The sequence below is a fragment of the Paraburkholderia megapolitana genome (assembly GCF_007556815.1).
GTDB classification, from domain to species: domain Bacteria; phylum Pseudomonadota; class Gammaproteobacteria; order Burkholderiales; family Burkholderiaceae; genus Paraburkholderia; species Paraburkholderia megapolitana.
Genome location: NZ_CP041745.1, coordinates 2,375,321 through 2,391,709, shown reverse-complemented (window position 1 = coordinate 2,391,709; position 16,389 = coordinate 2,375,321). Strand labels below are relative to the sequence as shown.

The window sequence follows — 16,389 nt, the reverse complement described above, 5'->3', positions numbered from 1 at the left end:
AGCATCAATTGAAGGGGTAGGCGATGAAGATCAGTCGGGAGCAGGTGGCCGAGAACCGCCAGCGCATTCTGGATGCGGCCTCGCGCATGTTTCGCGAGCGCGGCTTCGAGGACGTGACGGTGGCCGAAGTCATGAAGGCGGCCGGTCTGACGCATGGGGCGTTCTACGGGCATTTCGAATCCAAGGACGACCTGATCGCCCAGGCGTTTGCGCACGTATTGACGCCGCCCGCAGACGGATCGGCCTCCCGACTCCCCGACGACCTGAAAGAATTTGCCGCGTTTTATTTGCGCGCCGCCCATCGGGACGACCCGGGCGGTGCGTGCCTGTTTTCGACCTTGGGAACCGAAGCGGCGCGTGCATCCGACGAGGCGCGCCATACGCTCACGCTTAGCGTGCGCAACCAGATCGAGAAGTTCAGCCGGAGCGCACCGGGGAACACCGACGACGAGCGCCGGCAGGCCGCCACCGGCGCCTGGGCGGCGATGATCGGCGCGGTGATGCTGGCCCGGATCGTCGACGATCCGGCGTTATCGGACCAGTTGATGGCGGACACGAAGGAGTGGATCGACGCGCTCAGTTAGGTGGCGCGTATTGCGGCCGTGTTGCACAGCGCGCGCCGCGCGGCGTTCCGTCAACCGACTGGCGTTTCACCTTCGCCGGGCTTTTTGCCTGGCTTGTCTGCTGGCGATTGTTTGCGCGCGGCGTCGTCGCGCTCCGGCAGCTTGCTCTTTTCGTTGTCGCTATGGTGGACCGGTTGCGGATGCTGCAAATCCGGCGTTTGCGGCTTCGTTTCGCTCATGGTGGTTCTCCTTGTGCATTGAGGCTGGGGCTTTCGACAGTGCAGCAACTCTTGCGCCCGACTTGCCCGGCCGGCTTGATCCGCTCGACACACCCGCCGCCCCCAGAACCCCGGTCCGCCACCTCATCCCGACTTATCGTCAAGCCGCTGGAATAAACCCGGAGCAACGGTGTTCGCCCTGTCATGGCAGTTTCCCGATCCACACATGGACATGCGAACCACTCCTTTTCCCGACTCTGACGTGCTGTCGGAAGCCGATGTCCAGGCTTTCGTCGACGGCAGTCTTTCGCCCGAGCGTAACGAGCAGGTGCAGCGCTATCTGCGCACGCGCCCCGACGAAGCGCGTCGGGTGGGGTTCTACGAGCGGTTGAACCGGGAGATGCAGCAATCGTTCGAGCACCTCGATGGCGGTGCGGCGCAGCCGTCGTTCGCAACGTTCGCGACGTTCTCGCTGATCGTCGCCGGCTGCACCGGCTGGCTGCGTCAGCACCTACGCGCAATCGTTGCGGTACTGCTGCTGGCGGTGTGCGCGGCAGGCGGCTGCGTGTGGGCGACGCGGGTGCCCGCCACGGTGCTCGACGCGGGTGCGCTGATGGTGCTGGAGCACGTGCTGCAACCGGCCAATGTGCCAGCCGCTGCGGCTGCGCCCCTGCTGCATACCACTGCGCCGGACCTGTCGAGCCTCGGCTGGCAGCCGGTCGAACGCAGCACGGCGCAGGTCGGACCATTTGCACGTGCCAATGGTTTTATCTACCGGAATTCAGCCGGCGACTTTGCCGTATTGCTGTCGGTGCGGGACTGGACGGCGCCGGCCCAGCCGCAATGGCAGGCACGACGGGTCGGTGAAGTGCGTCTGCTGGGCTGGACAACGGCGCATACGCGGTTCGTGCTGGCCGGGCGCGCGCAGATGCGCGGCCTGATGCGCGCGGCGGATCTGATGACGATGCGCTGATATCGGCAAAGGCAAAGAGCGAAAAAAGCGCGCAGCGGGAATAAACCGGATGGCGTAGTGTTCACAGGCTATCCCGACACGCTTGAACCCCCGACCATCGGTGTTCCTGCGGTTAGTCGGACTCACTGAAAAGGGAAGGGCGATGAACGTCCGTGACGGACTGATGGATCACGTGCCGCGTCTGCGACGCTATGCGCGCGCACTGATCAACAATCGCGAACTGGCCGACGATCTCGTCCAGGACACGCTCGAACGCGCACTGCGCAACGCTGCGCAGTTCCAGCAGGACACGGATCTGCGCGCGTGGCTCTTCACGATCATGCACAACGTATTCGTCAATCAGGTGCGCAAGGCGAGCGCGCGCGCCGTGCATCTGTCGGTCGACGACGACGTGCCCGAAGGTGAGTTCGCCGTGGCCGGCAACCAGGCGCAGTCGCTGGAAGTCCGCGATCTCGACTACGCACTGCAACGTCTGCCCGACGAACAACGCGAGGTCGTGCTGCTGGTGGGACTCGAGGAGATGAGCTATGCCGATGTCGCGCTCGCGCTCGGTGTGCCGATCGGCACCGTGATGTCGCGGCTCTCGCGCGGCCGCGAGCGGCTGCGGACCTTGATGGCGGGCGCGCAGCCCGGCGTGAAACTGAAGGTGGTGCGATGAACGAACAACCGAGCCCGATCAGCGACGAAGAACTGCACGCGTATGTCGACGGATCGCTGGCGGCGCATCGTCGCGAGCAGATCGACACGCTGCTTGAGAGCAACGACGAACTGGCCGCGCGCATCAGCGACTACTTCGCCTTGAACAACATGTTCCATGAGCGCTACGACCGCGTGCTCGCGGAGCCGGTGCCTGTGCGTCTGCAGATGCCGGAAAAGAAACGCTCGCGCATTGCCGCGAACTGGTCGCAGTTCGCGGGGATGGCGGCCGCGCTGGTGCTCGGTATCGGCATCGGGATCGGCACCGATATGGGCCGCCAGATGCAGGTGGCGGGGCGTTCAACGGGAGCGAACGAGCACCTGGTCAGTGCGGTGAGCGGAGAAGGCGAATCGTTCGCGCGGCAGTCTGCGATCGCTCACGTGATGTATGCGCCCGAGGTGCTGCGCCCCGTCGAAGTCGGCGCCGACCGCGAACAGGAACTCGTGACGTGGGTATCGAGCCGGCTCGGCACCGACGTGCGTCCACCGATCCTCACGCGCACCGGCTTCGAGTTGATGGGCGGACGGATGCTGCCCGGCAACGACGGGCCGGTCGCGCAGTTCATGTATCACAACACGCGCGGCGAACGCATCACGTTGTGCATTTCGCACCGCAAGACGAGTAGCGACGTGACGGAGTTCAAGCTGTACCAGGACGGACCGGTGAACGTGTTCTACTGGATCGACGGCGACTTCGGCTATGCGGTGTCGGGTGCGATCGATCGCAAGGAACTGCGCGAACTCTCGCACGATGTGTACGAGCAACTGACTGCAAGAGGCACGGTGCCGGCTGCGGGGGCTGCGTCGGCGACGCAGGAGTGAAAGGCGTGAGCGCGGCTTTGCGGCGCGCTTTGCATCGGTGAACTATCTGGGAGAGAATGGCGGCCACCTCGACGTTAAACAAGATCGAATTCAAGGAGCCGGCCCGTGAACTACACACTCTACTATTCGCCGAGTGGCGCAAGCATGGCGGTTCATTGGATGTTGATCGAAATGGACATAGCGTTCGAGGCACGGCTTACGGACATCGACACCGGCGCTCAACGCAGTGCCGAATATCTGCGGTTGAATCCGGCGGGCCGGGTTCCTACACTGATCGTCGACGGTGTGCCGCGTCATGAATCGGCCGCACTGCTGATGTTGCTGGCCGAGCGCCACCCCGACAAGGGTCTGGCACCTGCGCCTGGATCGCCGGATCGCGCGGAGTGGCTGCAACTGATGATCTATCTCGCGAATACGCTTCTACCAGCCATGCGCGACTGGTTTTACGCGGACGAGGATGGCGAGCCCGCTGGTGCCGAAGCGGTCAGGACGCTTGCGCGTCGGCGGATCGAAGACGGATGGGCGCGGCTAGATGGACATCTGGCCGATGGTCGCGCGTACCTGGTGGGCGGAAAACTCAGCACGGTTGACCTGCTCGCCGTGATGTTGATGCGCTGGTCCCGTAACATGCCGACCCCGGCAACGACCTGGCCGCACCTTGCGCCCTACATCAAACGGATGCGTGCGTTGCCGTCGTTTGTCGAGGTGAATTCAAGGGAAGGTCTGGTTGACTGGCTGAATCCCGAAGCCTGACGTCAGGGTGAATCGTTAGCACCCCCGCGCCGCCCAGAACGCCCGCTGTACCCGCATCACCTCATCTTCGATTTCCACAACCGGGCCGATCCGTTCGCCTGGTACGCGGTATCGGCACACATGCAGCAGGGCTCGACGGTCGCGTACATCGTGCAGTCCCACAGATACTGCGGCACGTAGTTCATCGCGGCGGGAAAGATTTGTACGTTGATTTCGCCATACTCTGAGCCCATGCGTCACTCAGGTTTGAATTTTTCGGAGTCTGGTTCGTTTATCGTTTGTACGGGTCCACGTGCGCATCTTCCGGAAAATTCTCGACTTGTTCAAATTCGATCACAGTTGGATGATTGTTGCGAAGATCTTTTACCATGTCGAGGCAGTCAACGTTTCGTAACGCGGTGATGGGGGAGTTGCACTTCGATTTTCTCCACGATAGCTTTATTCTCAATTCGACAAAACCAATATGAATGCCCATGCGAACCACGCACGGCCGCGATCACTTCCTGTCGGGACACAGTGGTTGTGGTGGTGGAGTGCGCTTTGGTTGTTGATGGCGTTGAGCGGCCTTGACCAGAATTTCGGATTGCCCGGATACAGACCTTGGCAAGGCATTGTCTTTTTTGTTTCGTCTGCGTTGGCCGCAACCGCCATCGCACTCATACAGTTTCGCCGGTGCACGCTTACCACCAATTTCCGAAACCTATGGCACTGGTTCCGGTATACCTTTGCGTGGATGCCTCTGCAGACGGCGGCTTTTGTGGCGTTTTGCTTTGCCGTAAAAGCAATGATCGGTGTGCCGTGGTGGTACGGTCCATGGAGTCGTGAACTGCCAGGAGATGTCGCGAGCTTCGTGCTCGTCTACGGGGTGACCAGTGGCATTTGGTTTGGCGTCCATTCCTACCGCGTGTGCGTGTCCGAGCGAATTCGCGCCGACCGGCAAGAAAAACTGGCGCAACTTGCACGGCTTGCCCAGTTGACTCAGCAGTTGCAACCGCACTTTCTGTTCAATACGTTGAATACCGTGTCGTCACTGATTCACAGCGAACCGGATACCGCCGACATGCTGCTCGCCAGTGTGGCCACTTTGCTTCGCGCCGCTACCGATTCCAGCAAACGGCCGGAGCAGCCCCTTGCCAACGAACTTGAGTTGCTGCGCGCTTACGCGGACATCATGGAGACCCGATTCTCGGAGCGCATGAGTCTGTCATGGGACATTGATCCGAATGCGCTGAATTGCCAGGTGCCGACGCTCGGTTTGCAGCCGCTGCTGGAGAACTGTTTTCGGCATGTTGTCGAACCACGCAGCAAGCACACGCATCTCGTCGTGCGTGCTGTTCGCGACTCAGGCGTGCTGCGGATCGACATCGAGGACGATGGGGATAGGTGCGTGGTGCCGCGCGCGCGTGGCGTTGGACTCGGCAATCTGGAGGAGCGTCTACATTCGCTGTACGGCGCGCTTGCCAGTCTCAGCCTGGTGGCGCGGCCGGACGGCGGGATGGTCGCACGCGTGGAGTTGCCATGCGCGCGCTGATCGTGGATGACGAGAGACCGGCACGCCAGAAGTTGCGGCGCATGCTCTCCGCCTTCCACGATGTCGAAGTGGCGGGCGAGGCGAGAAACGGCATCGAGGCGTTGGCGCTGGTCGAACAGCTAGACGTCGATGTCCTGTTCCTCGATGTGCAAATGCCTGAGGCCGACGGTTTCGACGTGGCTGCGTCGTTGCCTGATGGAAGTGTAAAGATTGTTTTCGTGACGGCATTCGACTATTACGCGCTGCGTGCTTTCGATGTGCGCGCAACAGATTACCTCCTTAAGCCCGTCGAGACCCAGCGCCTGTGTCGAACGGTACAACGCTTGCGCGAATCGGCGCGCGATCCAGTGCGCCAGCTTGCGAATCGACCCACGCGGCTGATTGTGACGAACCGGGGCCAGACGCGCGTCATAGCATGCGCAGAAATCGACTGGATGGAAGCGTCGGGAAATTATGTATCGCTTCATTTGTCGGGGCGAGTGTTGCTGATGAGGCGTGCGCTGGTCGCCTTGCTCACCGATCTCGGCGATGACTTCGTACGCGTGCATCGCAGCGCTGCTGTGGCGCTGAGTGCCGTGGTCGCTGTACGACCGCTTAGCAAAGGCGATGCCGTAGTGGTCCTGCGAGACGGCGAAGAGATTGCCTGCAGCAGGCAATACCGTGTTTCTTTGATGGAAAGACTGTAGCCGCCACTCGCGGCCATCCAGCTCATCCCCGCAGAAACCCGACTCGTACCAAATCGATTGCCGAGTGCTACGGCAGTAAGTATCGTTTCTCAAAGAACGGAATCGCCGAGATATCAATTCCTGAGCGAAGGAGGTGTTCGGATTTAAGAGATTCGAGAGTGCCGCAACGATAACTCCGGGGATCAGGTTGATAAATCAAATTCAGGAGAGCCAGTTCGATCTAGCGAAGATCCGACTGACGGGAACACTCGCGCCTGTTGCGCCATATTCTCCTTTCCCGAATGCCAGGCGCGAAATCGCGCTTAAGGAAAATATTAATCGGCCTATATGAAAGAACCTATGAGTCGATTAATCACGTTGTTTCGATCAGGTCCCAAGGAAGCATTGATTCGCGATTAAACAGAAAACAGGACCCTTATGAAATCCATTGCGTGGATGGTTATGACCGCTTGTCTTACGCTCACGGCGTGTGGCAGCAACGATGTTTCTACGGCTGGCGGTTCCGGATCGTCTCCCGGTACCGGCACCGGTACCACCGGCGGTACTACCGGTGGCACAACTGGTGGTTCAACCCAGAAGCAGGCCGGCTGGTCGGCGGTGACGGCGTTGGATGGTCAGCCTGGAGAGGGTGAGCCGGCAGTGGTGGTGGACGCGAAGGGCAACGCTGTCGCCACATGGTTAACGGTCGGGAATAGCAGCGTCGATACCAATGAACTTTGGAGCAGCCGCTATGTGCCCGCTCAAGGATGGGGAGCGCCGACACGAGTCGACGCGACCGACGGCTCAGTCAACCTGACCGGACCAGGTGTGAGTCCACCGCAGGTAGTCGGCAACGATGCCGGTCAGGCGCTCGCGCTATGGGTCCAATGGACGCCGGGTCCCAATGTCTACGCGTTGTGGGCGCGTCCGTACGATTCTTCGTCCGGATGGGGAACGGCCGTTCAGATTGCGCTGAACGTCACGAGCGCGACCTCTAACGACTCGAGTGCGTCGTATAGCGCGGGCATGGACGCGAACGGCAATGCGCTTGTCGTGTGGAAGCAGGAGTCGACCCCAGGGTCGTCGTCGATCGCGTGGACGCGCTACACGGCAAATGGTAAGTGGTCGCCGACGGCGCTCGTACCCGAACCCGTGCAAACGGGTCCGGGAGCAATCACTGGCGGTGTCCTCGCGAACATCTCGCCGAACGTCGCTGTGACTCCGTCGGGCAATGCGGTGCTCGCCTGGCAGCAAACCAATTCAACGACACAGTCGGCCCTCTGGACGGCGACTTACGACCCGACTAACGGCTGGACGAACTCGGCGCCGGTCGTCACGGAAACTGCAACTGGGTTGAAGTCGGTTTATTCGCCGGCAGCAGGCATGGACAGCCACGGAAACATCACGTTGATCTGGGGCGAGGGCGACACGGACACTACGGGTTCTCACACGACAACGATGTCGGAACGCTATGTGCCGGGCACGGGTTGGGGCGCCCCACAACCTGTTGCACCTGCCATCAACATGGCCGATGGCGGTTATTACCCGGTGGTAGCCGTCAATCCGCAAGGCGTGGCACTGGCGGCGTGGTACGGAGCGGACGGTGCTCTGTACGCGAATCTGTCCGATACCAATGGTAAGTGGGCGACGGTGCAACAGTTATCCACGCATCTGGACCTGCTTGAAAGTCGTCAGCCGCAGATTGCGTTAGACACTGCCGGAAATGCGACCGTGGCCTGGCACGACACTGGCACACCGGGCTCATCCAACATCCTTGCGAGCCGCTACTCGAACGGAGCGTGGAGCGCACCGACACTGTTCGGGGCCGATCCGCAAGGGGCTTCCTGGGCAGCTCTCGGCAGCAGTTCGAGCGGCGCCATGGCGCTGCTGTGGGTGCTCGACGTGACGGTAAACGGATCGGAGGTCGGCGAGGTGCGAGCGAGCCTTTTCACACCGGGATCGTAAGCCTGCCATCTTTCTTGGAGAGCGGGCGGCCAACGCAGTCTATGGCGGTGGCCGGTCTTCACCCTAACAGGCAATCGTCCGCCTTCCCGATTGACTCTCACGTCGCACCATCGCGAAATGGCACCGCAAGGTTGCCGGCGGGCGAGTCGATTCATTGATACGGCAGGTTCTTCGACCTGCCTGCTCCAACCAGCAACCGTTCAGGAATTCAGCATGTTTCGCAAAATCTTGTGTATCGGCTTCTGCCTTGGAATCTCAGCCTGTGCTGGCATGGGTTCAGACGCAGATCATCCTTCACCATTCGATAGTGCTTATCTGAAGGCTCATGTGATTCCTGGTCAGACCAGCGAAAGCGATATCGCGCAGATATTCGGACCTCCGTTCCAGAAGCAGAGCTTCCCGGCGCTGAGGAAAGACGTCTGGGTTTACTCGAACATGCATACCCCTGGCCAGAGCAACAAGCTGCTGTCGATGGCCGGCTTTGCTGCGGGGCTCATTCCCGGTGCGGGGCTGCTTGCCCAGGCCGGCGCGGTAGGGCAGGCAGCAAGTGCGCAGTCGGGGCCAGGCAAGGCGAACACAATGCAGTTCGAGTTCGACAGCAGCAGTGGGATGGTCAAGGACTGGTTTGGAGATGTGCAGTAACTCGAAGGAACGAACGGGTACCCTGGGGTTGTCATCGTAGTACGCGTACTTCAACGCAGTCACCCCCGCCTCGCCCAGAACGCCCGCTGTACCCGCATCACCTCATCCTCGATTTCCACAACCGGGCCGATCAGTTCGACCGCCTTCTGTCCATGCTCGAACACATAGCGCGACGACACACTCATGGTCGGGTTCTCGTGATGATCGCCGGTCGCTTCGAGCAATCGTTCTTCGGTCATACCGAATACCACACGACCGATGTTCGCCCAGTACGCGGTACCGGCACACATACAGCAGGGCTCGACGGTCGTGTAGAGCGTGCAGCCCCACAGATACTGCGGCGTGAAGTTCATTGCCGCGACGCGTGCCAGCACCGATTCCGCGTGGTTGACCGTATCGACGTTGCCCTGTTCCATCAGCACCGTCTCCTGATCCGGCCCGACGAGTAGCGCGCCGAACGGATGATGCCCGAGCAACGTGGCACGTTCCGCGACGACGCACGCACGACGCAGATGGCGGATCAGTTGCTCGCGGGTCGGCGTGAGGCCCTGGGGCGGCCACGCCGGCGACCCGCCTGCGGATGGTGCCGATGCAACGGTAATCACATGCGCTCTCCGGTGGGATACATCACATCACTTCGGCAAGGTACCGTCCACACCCTCGACGAACCAGTTCAGTCGCAGCAAATCGGCATCGCTCAACGCTTTGCCGGCCGCAACCTTGATCGCACCCGACTGATCCTTGATCGGCCCCGCAAACGGATCGAACCGGCCGGCCACGATGTCGTCGCGTTTCTGGTTGACCGCTTTCTGCGCGACGGCGGAAACCGCGTTCGTATTGATGTCGGCGAGATCGATTGCCTTTTCCTTCAAACCCCACCAGGTCGGCGCATTGGTCCACGTACCGGCCTGCACCTGTTCGACCAGATGCGAGTAGTAGACGCCCCAGTTGCTCACGCACGCACCCAGTTGCGCGTTCGGGCCGAACTTCTTCATGTTGGAATCCCAGCCGAACGCGTGCACTTTCTTTTGCTCGGCGGTCTGCATTGTTGCCGTCGAATCGGTGTTCTGGATCAGCACATCCGCGCCTCCGCCGATCAGCGTTTCCGCGGCCTGTTTCTCGCGACCCGGATCGAACCATGTGTTGATCCAGAGCACTTTCACCTTCGCGTTCGGGTTGACCGAGCGCGCGCCCATCGTGAACGCATTGATGTTGCGGACCACCTCCGGTACCGGAACCGAGCCGACGAAGCCGAGCGTGTTGGTCTTCGTCGTATAGCCGGCGACCACTCCTGCGAGATACGCGCTCTGGTAGGTGCGCACGTCGTAGGTGGCGAAATTCGCGGCCTTCTTGTAGCCGGTCGCGTGTTCGAAGACGATGTCCGGGTAGTCCTTCGCGACCTTCAGCTCGAAGTCCTGGAAGCCGAAGCTCGAACCGACGATGATCTTGTTGCCCTTCGCCGCCAGGTCGCGAAAGACCCGCTCCGAGTCCGCCGATTCCGGCACGTCTTCGACACGCGTCACCTTGATCTTGCTGCCGAACTTCGCCTCGATGGCCTTGACGCCTTGTTCGTGCGCGTAGGTCCAGCCCGCGTCGCCGGGGTTGCCGAGATAGACGAAGGCGATACCGAGCGGTTCACTGGTCGCGGCAGCAGCACTGCACGTAGCGGCGGTGCCGAGTAACACGAGACTGGCGAAGAGGGTGGCCGCGATGCGTAGCGGATGGCGGAAGACGCGAGCCGTCTGGTCTTTCATGAAATCTCCGGGTGCGTGAGCAGGCTGCGATAGATGAACGAGTGGTCTGCAGGCATGGTCGCGAGCCAATTTTCGCGGAAACATTTCGATTTGTTATCGCCTGCATAACAGAGTCGTTATAAAGCATCGCGGACGATCTACGGATAACATGACGGTCCCGACCGATGACGAACCTTGTTCCATGACGACAGCGCTTGCTCTCGATGCCGACTTTTGCGCGCTGCTAGCCGGCAGCTACCTCGACCGCGTCGGCACGCCGTTGCTCGATCCCGCTCTCGCACGCGCCGACGCGGCACGCTGGCTTTACGAAGACGCACCGTTCTGCGTGGTCGCGCACAACACCGAGGCCGACCCGCGGTTCGTCTATGCGAACCGCGCCGCGCAACGCTGCTTCGAATACGACTGGGCGGAGATGACCACGCTGCATTCGCGGCTTTCCGCGGAACAACCGAATCGCGAGGAACGCGAACGCCTGCTCGAATTGGTGCGCACGCGCGGTTTCATCAGCGACTATCGCGGCTTGCGCATCGCGAAGTCGGGCCGGCGCTTCTGGATCGAGAATGCAACGGTCTGGAATCTCGTCGATGGCGACGGTGTGTACCGCGGTCAGGCGGCAACTTTCCGCGAGTGGCGGGACGTCTGAACCTCGGCAAGGTCCGCCGGCCGGACCGGAGCGGAGTGGAACGAAGCGCGCGGCGGTCTGTAATGGACGTTAATATTCGCTAACAACCGGCAACCCGTCCGCAGGGACAGATTGCTATAGTCCATGCTTCATTGACCCCGTCCATATACCGGGCCGGCAAACCATCGCCGCGCAGCCCGCTGGACACACAGCTCGCTCCTTCATCACGATCATGTCCGACACACCTGTCCAGGTCCTGCTCGTCGACGACGACACCGAATTACGCGACCTGTTGAGAACCTTTTTCCAGCAACGCGGCATCGAATTTTCGGTCCTGCACGACGGCGCGCATCTGCAGCGCCGGCTCGAACGCGAACGGCCGTCTATCATCGTGCTCGATCTGATGATGCCGAATGTCGACGGGCTCACCGCGCTCAAACAGCTCCGTGCCGGCGGCGATACGATCCCGGTCATCATGCTGACCGCGCGCGCGGAAGGTATCGATCGCGTGGTCGGCCTCGAACTCGGTGCGGACGATTATCTCGGCAAGCCCTTCATGCCGCAGGAACTGCTCGCGCGGATTCACGCCGTCCTGCGGCGCCAAAGGCGCGAGCCCGAACCGCGCTCGCCTGGGAGCAACGACCCGGTGCGCTTTGGCCGCTTTCGCGTCGACTTCGGCGTGCGTACGCTGTTTCGCGACGGCAAGGCCGTCAAGCTGACCGGCAGCGAATATGCGCTGCTGGAAGTGCTGGTGCGGCATCCGCGTGAGGCGCTCTCGCGTGCGAAGCTGCTCGATATGCTGCATGGGCCGTATGCGGAGCTGACCGAACGCGGTATCGATGTGCCGATCTGGCGGCTGCGGCGTCTCCTCGAAGACAACCCGTCGCAGCCGCGTCTGATCCAGACGTTGCGCGGCATCGGTTATATGTTCGTGCCGGTCGAAAGCGTCAATGAAGAATCCCTTTAACACACTGTTCGGCCGTCTTGCGTTGATGACGGTGAGCCTTATCGTGCTCGTCCATCTCACGTTGACGCTGATGGTCGAACGCGAGCGCGCTTCGCTCGACGTGAGCCAGGTGAGCCGGGTGCTGTCGCTCGCGATGCTGGTGCGCACGAAGCACAACGAAGCGTCGCCGGCCGTCTCCGGGATTCTCGATCTCAGCTACGTCGACCCGCACGACGCGATTGCGTACGGATGTCCCGCACCGTGCACCGATACGCACGGCCCCTACGAAAACAATCTGCGCAGACATTTGCCGCCGGGTAGCCACGTCGTCGGTGCGGGCGACGACGGCACCGTGTGGGTCCGCTTTCCGTCGGGCGGCGACTGGATCGCGTTACATCACATCATGCTGCCGCTCGGGCGCTATCTCGGCGCGTCGACCTTGATGCTCGTGCTGGCCATCGCGGTCGCCGTGCTCGGTGCGTGGTGGCTGCAACGACCGTTGCGCCAGCTTGCGCGTGCGGCGCGCGAGTTTCGTGTCGGCCATCGCGCACCCGTCGTGCAGACGAGCGGCCCGCGCGAAGTGCGGGAACTGATCGGCGATTTCAACGACATGGTTCACGAACTCGAGCAGAGCGAACAGGAACGCGCCGTGATGCTGGCCGGTCTCGCGCACGATCTGCGCGCGCCGATCACGCGCATGCAGGTGCGGGCGGACCTGCTGCCCGACGAAGCCAATCGCGCCGGATTCCTGCGCGATGCCGAATCGCTGTCGGGCATCGTCACGCAGTTTCTCGACTTCGCGCGCGATACCGCCGATACGTCGCCGCGCACCGCCGTCGACACGCACTGCCGGCGGCACTATGGCGACAGCCTCACCGACGAAGCGCTAGTCATGCTGAACCTGCAGGCCGGCGACGGTTTTAGCTTGCCGCTCGTCGATCTCGAACGCATCCTCGCGAACCTGATCGAGAACGCGCTCACCTATGGCGAAGCACCGGTCGAAGTCACGACAGCATCCCATCATGGCGGTTACTCGCTGACGATTCGCGATCACGGCGCGGGCATTCCCGCGGATCAACTCGAGCGTGCACTGCGACCGTTCGTGCGGCTTGATGCCGCGCGAGGCGGCAACGCGCATTGCGGGTTGGGCCTCGCGATCGTGCGGCGGCTCGCGCGCTACAACGGTGGCGCGTTTGCCGCGGGCAACGCGCCCGGTGGCGGTTTTGCGGTTACGCTGACTTTTGCGGAGTCGGCGCGCGGCGCGTGAGCGGCGGTGCCTCGAGTTGGCACAGTCCGGTCTGACGGCAAACGTGTCAGCCGGACTGCAATAACACCCAACGCCGGCTAAAAGCGATGAATGATACCCACGCCCGCCGCAAACTGACTACGCGACGAAGCGGGAGAACTCTGATAACCGTCCCCAATGCTCGGGGTAGCGTTGATCTGCTGATTCACCGTAGCCGGATTCAATGAAGGCGTACCAAGCGTCTTGCCGTTCGCGCGCTGGAACGCCTGCAATGCATACAGACCTGTGCGCTTGGACAACGAGTAGTACTCGGAGAGATTCACCTGCTGATACTGCGCCGGACTCGTGATGCCGTTGGCTTTGGTCGCGCGCGTGTAGCTGTAGCCGGTCGCGAAGTCCCATGCGACGACGGGCTTCCAGTGCAGCACCGCGCCTGCTGTGTTGAAGATTGCCGAATCGGTGAAGCGTGAATTGACGCCGGGAATGTACTGGACATTCGAGTAGGACACCGAGATGTCCCACGCGTTATTGAACTTGTAGCCGCCCGTCACTGCAAAGCGCTGCTGTGACTGCGCGTCCTGGTAACCGTTGGTCACGGCCGAGATCCCCGATTCGCCGCCGCTGTTCATCGTCGAGTCGCTGCCCCATGGGCCGCCGCCGATGGTCGAATTCTTCGTGCGTACGAAACCCGCTGCAATGCCGAACGGACCGTTGACGTACTGCAGCGCGCCGCTCCACGTCGAGCCTTGCGACAGCGTGCCTGGCACGCCCGCCAGCGAGTACGACGCGCTGAACACGAGCCCGCTAATGTTCGGTGACGTGTACATCAGCGTGTTGTTCGCGCGGTACAGCGTATCGAGCGAATCGAGGTCGCCCGGATGCGCGCCGTAGTAACCCGTGAGCCAGGTAGTCGGGCTATACGGCGAGAGCAGCAGGAAATAAGGCGTGTATTGCCGGCCCGCCGTGAGCGTACCGTACGTCGCATTGCTCAAACCGACCCATGCCTGGCGTCCAAACAACGCGTTCGTGTATTGCGCACCGCCGGTGTTCACGTTGAAGCCCGACTCCAGCTGGAAGATCGCTTTCGTACCGCCGCCAAGATCTTCGCTGCCTTTGAGCCCGAAACGACTGCCCGCCCACACGCCCGAGCCGAGCTTGACGCTGGAGCGGCCACCCGAGGTCGAACCGAGCGACGTCTGGCTGCTTTGCCAGGAGATCGAGTCGTCGAGGATCCCGTACAGCGTCACGCTGCTTTGCGCGTGGGCAAGCAGCGGCAGCGTGCCGAGCATCGCGCCGACGCACAGGCTATGGAAGCGCGGCGTGCGGCTCGCTACGTTCGGTTTGCCGGTCGGGACGGACGGGCTGTGGTGTTGTTGTCGTCTGCTCATTGTCGTGCTTTCCTTTTTTGTCGGTGGGAAATGCGTGCGAGTTGTATCGGTCGAGGACGTGTGTCAGCTCGTCGTCGTGATCGGCCATTGCAGCCAGCTCACGGCGTCGGGGAGGTGGTTGCTCACCGCATCGAGCGCGGCTGTCAGTTGCGGGGTCGCGCCGTACAGCAACACCGCCTGCTGCAGCACCGGCAGCACGCCGTCGAATTCGTTGCCATCGCCGTCGTACTCGATGCCGGTCAAATCCTGGTACGGCCAGCTCGATGGATTCGCCACGTAGGGCGCAAGGAATGCGACCGATGCCTGCAGCGATTGCGGGCTACCCGCAACGGCGGACGCGTGCGCAATGTCCACCTTCGCCGCCGCACCGTATTTGGCGAGTCGCAGGAACGCCACGAGGTTGAATACGCTGTAGTGAAACGGCCGGGTGCGCGACAGCTCGAGTGGCTCCTTGCCGGTGCTGTCGAACTGTGTCGGCAGCAGTTTGGTCAGTGCATGATTGAGCGCGTTCTGTGCGGTCGCGGTGTCGCCGGTGAAGAGTGCGAGGTTCGTAACCTGTGCGTCGTAGAACGTGCCGTGATTGTTGGGCGCCGCGGCTTCGTCGGTGCCGTTGCTGCTGGTCAGTAGCCAGTTCAGGTAATCCGCGAACCACAGGTTCAGCGCGCTCAGGTCGCTTGCACTGAGCACATTCGATGAAGCGAGCAGACCGATACCGTCGGTGATCTGCCAGAAGTTGCGGGTGTCGATGATGCCGATGCCGCGACCGCTCGTCACACCCGGAATACCCTGACCGTAGTTGAGATTCGGGTTCATGCGCGTCGTCGGGTCGATGAACCAGGTGCGCAGCAACGATGCGGCCTTGTCGGCATAACGCGCATCGCCGCCGAGAAACCACGCGGTGGTCAGCGTGCCGATGGCCGAACAGAACGCCTGCATCCGCACTGAATCCGAATCGTTGTTCTTCGACGATGGATTGATCTGGCCGTCGCGCTGGATATACGGCAAGCCATTGGGTTTGGTGGGGTCGGGCCACCAGTACGGCGCGAGGCTCAGGTAGTCGTGCTTGTCGCCGCTCGGCGGCACCATGTTCTTGTCGACGACCGAGAACGGTGCCAGTTGAAGGGCAGCATTGGCGCTCGCGAGCAGGGCGGACCAGGACGTTTGCAGCGACGCGTTGCCGGCGGCGACGAGTTGCTTTGCCTTGAGCATTTCGCTTGCGTCGAGCGTAAAGACGACCGGTGGCGTGGGTGCTGCGGGTGGCGGTGTAACCGGAGGTGTGCTCTGCGATCCGGTCGCCGACGATGCGCTCGCCGACGGCGTCGCATCGATACCGCCGCAGCCGTACAACAGCAGACCGAGCGAGCCGGCGCCGAGTGCGGCAAGCGTGCGGCGCCGCGCCGCGAGCGATGGAGCAACAGTCACAGCGTTAGAGCCGGCAGTGGGAAATGCGGGTCGTTGATCGCGACGCGGATGACGCATGAGCTTCTCCTGATGAGAACGCGCGACGAACCCCGTCCCGGACCGGCTCGGCATCGATGCGGAGCGTCCAGCTACACGATTCGTTTGACGAAGCCGGTCTCAGCCGCGAAGCGTTGACAGCTTGCG

General features: G+C 62.0%; 17 protein-coding genes and 1 pseudogene. 12 read left to right on the top strand and 6 right to left on the bottom strand.

Annotation, left to right across the window (positions count from 1 at the left end):
- Window positions 1–44: 44 nt before the first annotated feature.
- Window positions 45–584, top strand: a complete 540-nt coding sequence (locus FNZ07_RS23915; protein ID WP_245811515.1) for a TetR/AcrR family transcriptional regulator — start codon at window positions 45–47, stop codon at window positions 582–584.
- A 50-nt stretch (window positions 585–634) separates the two neighbouring features.
- On the opposite strand, the gene FNZ07_RS33745 is transcribed toward FNZ07_RS23915, so the two are convergent.
- Window positions 635–802: a hypothetical protein gene (locus tag FNZ07_RS33745; protein ID WP_170275829.1), complete on the bottom strand. Its 168-nt coding sequence runs from the start codon at window positions 800–802 to the stop codon at window positions 635–637.
- A 169-nt stretch (window positions 803–971) separates the two neighbouring features.
- Here FNZ07_RS33745 and FNZ07_RS23910 point away from each other — a divergent pair, with 169 nt between their 5' ends.
- The 4 genes from FNZ07_RS23910 to FNZ07_RS23895 all read left to right on the top strand — a co-directional run bounded on the left by FNZ07_RS23910 (window position 972) and on the right by FNZ07_RS23895 (window position 4,025).
- Entirely contained in the window at window positions 972–1,754 is a 783-nt protein-coding gene (locus FNZ07_RS23910) for an anti-sigma factor family protein (protein ID WP_144269489.1), read from the top strand.
- A gap of 142 nt (window positions 1,755–1,896) precedes the next feature.
- A complete protein-coding gene (locus tag FNZ07_RS23905) occupies window positions 1,897–2,412 on the top strand; it encodes an RNA polymerase sigma factor (protein ID WP_091013347.1) in 516 nt (171 codons plus the stop codon).
- On the top strand, window positions 2,409–3,272 hold the full coding sequence (locus tag FNZ07_RS23900; protein WP_091013342.1) for an anti-sigma factor family protein: 864 nt from the start codon (window positions 2,409–2,411) through the stop codon (window positions 3,270–3,272). Before FNZ07_RS23905 ends, FNZ07_RS23900 begins: the two co-directional genes overlap by 4 nt.
- Before the next feature lie 105 nt (window positions 3,273–3,377).
- Window positions 3,378–4,025 (top strand): glutathione S-transferase family protein, encoded by a 648-nt coding sequence (locus tag FNZ07_RS23895; RefSeq protein ID WP_091013339.1) that lies wholly within the window; start codon window positions 3,378–3,380, stop codon window positions 4,023–4,025.
- A 15-nt stretch (window positions 4,026–4,040) separates the two neighbouring features.
- On the opposite strand, the pseudogene FNZ07_RS23890 reads toward FNZ07_RS23895, so the two are convergent.
- Window positions 4,041–4,216: pseudogene (locus FNZ07_RS23890) on the bottom strand (nucleoside deaminase); the annotation flags it as partial.
- Between the two features lie 359 nt (window positions 4,217–4,575).
- On the opposite strand from FNZ07_RS23890, the gene FNZ07_RS23885 reads away from it, so the two are divergent.
- From FNZ07_RS23885 to FNZ07_RS23870, 4 genes are all read left to right on the top strand, one after another.
- Complete coding sequence (locus tag FNZ07_RS23885; RefSeq protein WP_245811539.1) at window positions 4,576–5,556, top strand: sensor histidine kinase; 981 nt, start codon at window positions 4,576–4,578, stop codon at window positions 5,554–5,556.
- Window positions 5,544–6,242: a LytR/AlgR family response regulator transcription factor gene (locus tag FNZ07_RS23880; protein WP_091013333.1), complete on the top strand. Its 699-nt coding sequence runs from the start codon at window positions 5,544–5,546 to the stop codon at window positions 6,240–6,242. The genes FNZ07_RS23885 and FNZ07_RS23880 overlap by 13 nt, the downstream gene beginning before the upstream one ends.
- A gap of 441 nt (window positions 6,243–6,683) precedes the next feature.
- A complete protein-coding gene (locus FNZ07_RS23875) occupies window positions 6,684–8,186 on the top strand; it encodes a hypothetical protein (RefSeq protein WP_322788647.1) in 1,503 nt (500 codons plus the stop codon).
- A gap of 270 nt (window positions 8,187–8,456) precedes the next feature.
- Window positions 8,457–8,828, top strand: a complete 372-nt coding sequence (locus FNZ07_RS23870; RefSeq protein ID WP_245811514.1) for a hypothetical protein — start codon at window positions 8,457–8,459, stop codon at window positions 8,826–8,828.
- 59 nt (window positions 8,829–8,887) lie between these two features.
- Here FNZ07_RS23870 and FNZ07_RS23865 read toward each other — a convergent pair whose 3' ends face one another.
- Entirely contained in the window at window positions 8,888–9,433 is a 546-nt protein-coding gene (locus FNZ07_RS23865) for a nucleoside deaminase (RefSeq protein WP_245811513.1), read from the bottom strand.
- 27 nt (window positions 9,434–9,460) lie between these two features.
- The gene (locus tag FNZ07_RS23860) at window positions 9,461–10,582 is read right to left on the bottom strand and encodes a BMP family ABC transporter substrate-binding protein (RefSeq protein WP_091013321.1); all 1,122 of its coding nucleotides are present in this window, start codon (window positions 10,580–10,582) and stop codon (window positions 9,461–9,463) included.
- 181 nt (window positions 10,583–10,763) lie between these two features.
- Between FNZ07_RS23860 and FNZ07_RS23855 the strand changes: the two genes are divergently transcribed.
- The 3 genes from FNZ07_RS23855 to FNZ07_RS23845 all read left to right on the top strand — a co-directional run bounded on the left by FNZ07_RS23855 (window position 10,764) and on the right by FNZ07_RS23845 (window position 13,417).
- Window positions 10,764–11,225 (top strand): MEKHLA domain-containing protein, encoded by a 462-nt coding sequence (locus tag FNZ07_RS23855; protein ID WP_091013318.1) that lies wholly within the window; start codon window positions 10,764–10,766, stop codon window positions 11,223–11,225.
- A 211-nt stretch (window positions 11,226–11,436) separates the two neighbouring features.
- Window positions 11,437–12,171: a response regulator gene (locus FNZ07_RS23850; RefSeq protein WP_091013315.1), complete on the top strand. Its 735-nt coding sequence runs from the start codon at window positions 11,437–11,439 to the stop codon at window positions 12,169–12,171.
- Window positions 12,155–13,417, top strand: a complete 1,263-nt coding sequence (locus tag FNZ07_RS23845) for an ATP-binding protein (protein WP_091013312.1) — start codon at window positions 12,155–12,157, stop codon at window positions 13,415–13,417. The genes FNZ07_RS23850 and FNZ07_RS23845 overlap by 17 nt, the downstream gene beginning before the upstream one ends.
- Before the next feature lie 77 nt (window positions 13,418–13,494).
- On the opposite strand, the gene FNZ07_RS23840 is transcribed toward FNZ07_RS23845, so the two are convergent.
- Entirely contained in the window at window positions 13,495–14,685 is a 1,191-nt protein-coding gene (locus FNZ07_RS23840; protein WP_177228300.1) for a porin, read from the bottom strand.
- Between the two features lie 162 nt (window positions 14,686–14,847).
- Complete coding sequence (locus FNZ07_RS23835) at window positions 14,848–16,263, bottom strand: alginate lyase family protein (RefSeq protein WP_170275827.1); 1,416 nt, start codon at window positions 16,261–16,263, stop codon at window positions 14,848–14,850.
- Window positions 16,264–16,389: the final 126 nt, after the last annotated feature.

Coding starts and splice junctions, on each gene's coding strand:
- FNZ07_RS23845 (WP_091013312.1), top strand. CDS start 12,155: ATGAAGAATCCCTTTAACACACTGTTCGGCCGTCTTGCGTTGATGACG.
- FNZ07_RS23885 (WP_245811539.1), top strand. CDS start 4,576: ATGGCGTTGAGCGGCCTTGACCAGAATTTCGGATTGCCCGGATACAGA.
- FNZ07_RS33745 (WP_170275829.1), bottom strand. CDS start 802: ATGAGCGAAACGAAGCCGCAAACGCCGGATTTGCAGCATCCGCAACCG.
- FNZ07_RS23835 (WP_170275827.1), bottom strand. CDS start 16,263: ATGCGTCATCCGCGTCGCGATCAACGACCCGCATTTCCCACTGCCGGC.
- FNZ07_RS23850 (WP_091013315.1), top strand. CDS start 11,437: ATGTCCGACACACCTGTCCAGGTCCTGCTCGTCGACGACGACACCGAA.
- FNZ07_RS23840 (WP_177228300.1), bottom strand. CDS start 14,685: ATGCTCGGCACGCTGCCGCTGCTTGCCCACGCGCAAAGCAGCGTGACG.
- FNZ07_RS23875 (WP_322788647.1), top strand. CDS start 6,684: ATGACCGCTTGTCTTACGCTCACGGCGTGTGGCAGCAACGATGTTTCT.
- FNZ07_RS23855 (WP_091013318.1), top strand. CDS start 10,764: ATGACGACAGCGCTTGCTCTCGATGCCGACTTTTGCGCGCTGCTAGCC.
- FNZ07_RS23860 (WP_091013321.1), bottom strand. CDS start 10,582: ATGAAAGACCAGACGGCTCGCGTCTTCCGCCATCCGCTACGCATCGCG.
- FNZ07_RS23900 (WP_091013342.1), top strand. CDS start 2,409: ATGAACGAACAACCGAGCCCGATCAGCGACGAAGAACTGCACGCGTAT.
- FNZ07_RS23870 (WP_245811514.1), top strand. CDS start 8,457: ATGGGTTCAGACGCAGATCATCCTTCACCATTCGATAGTGCTTATCTG.
- FNZ07_RS23880 (WP_091013333.1), top strand. CDS start 5,544: ATGCGCGCGCTGATCGTGGATGACGAGAGACCGGCACGCCAGAAGTTG.
- FNZ07_RS23905 (WP_091013347.1), top strand. CDS start 1,897: ATGAACGTCCGTGACGGACTGATGGATCACGTGCCGCGTCTGCGACGC.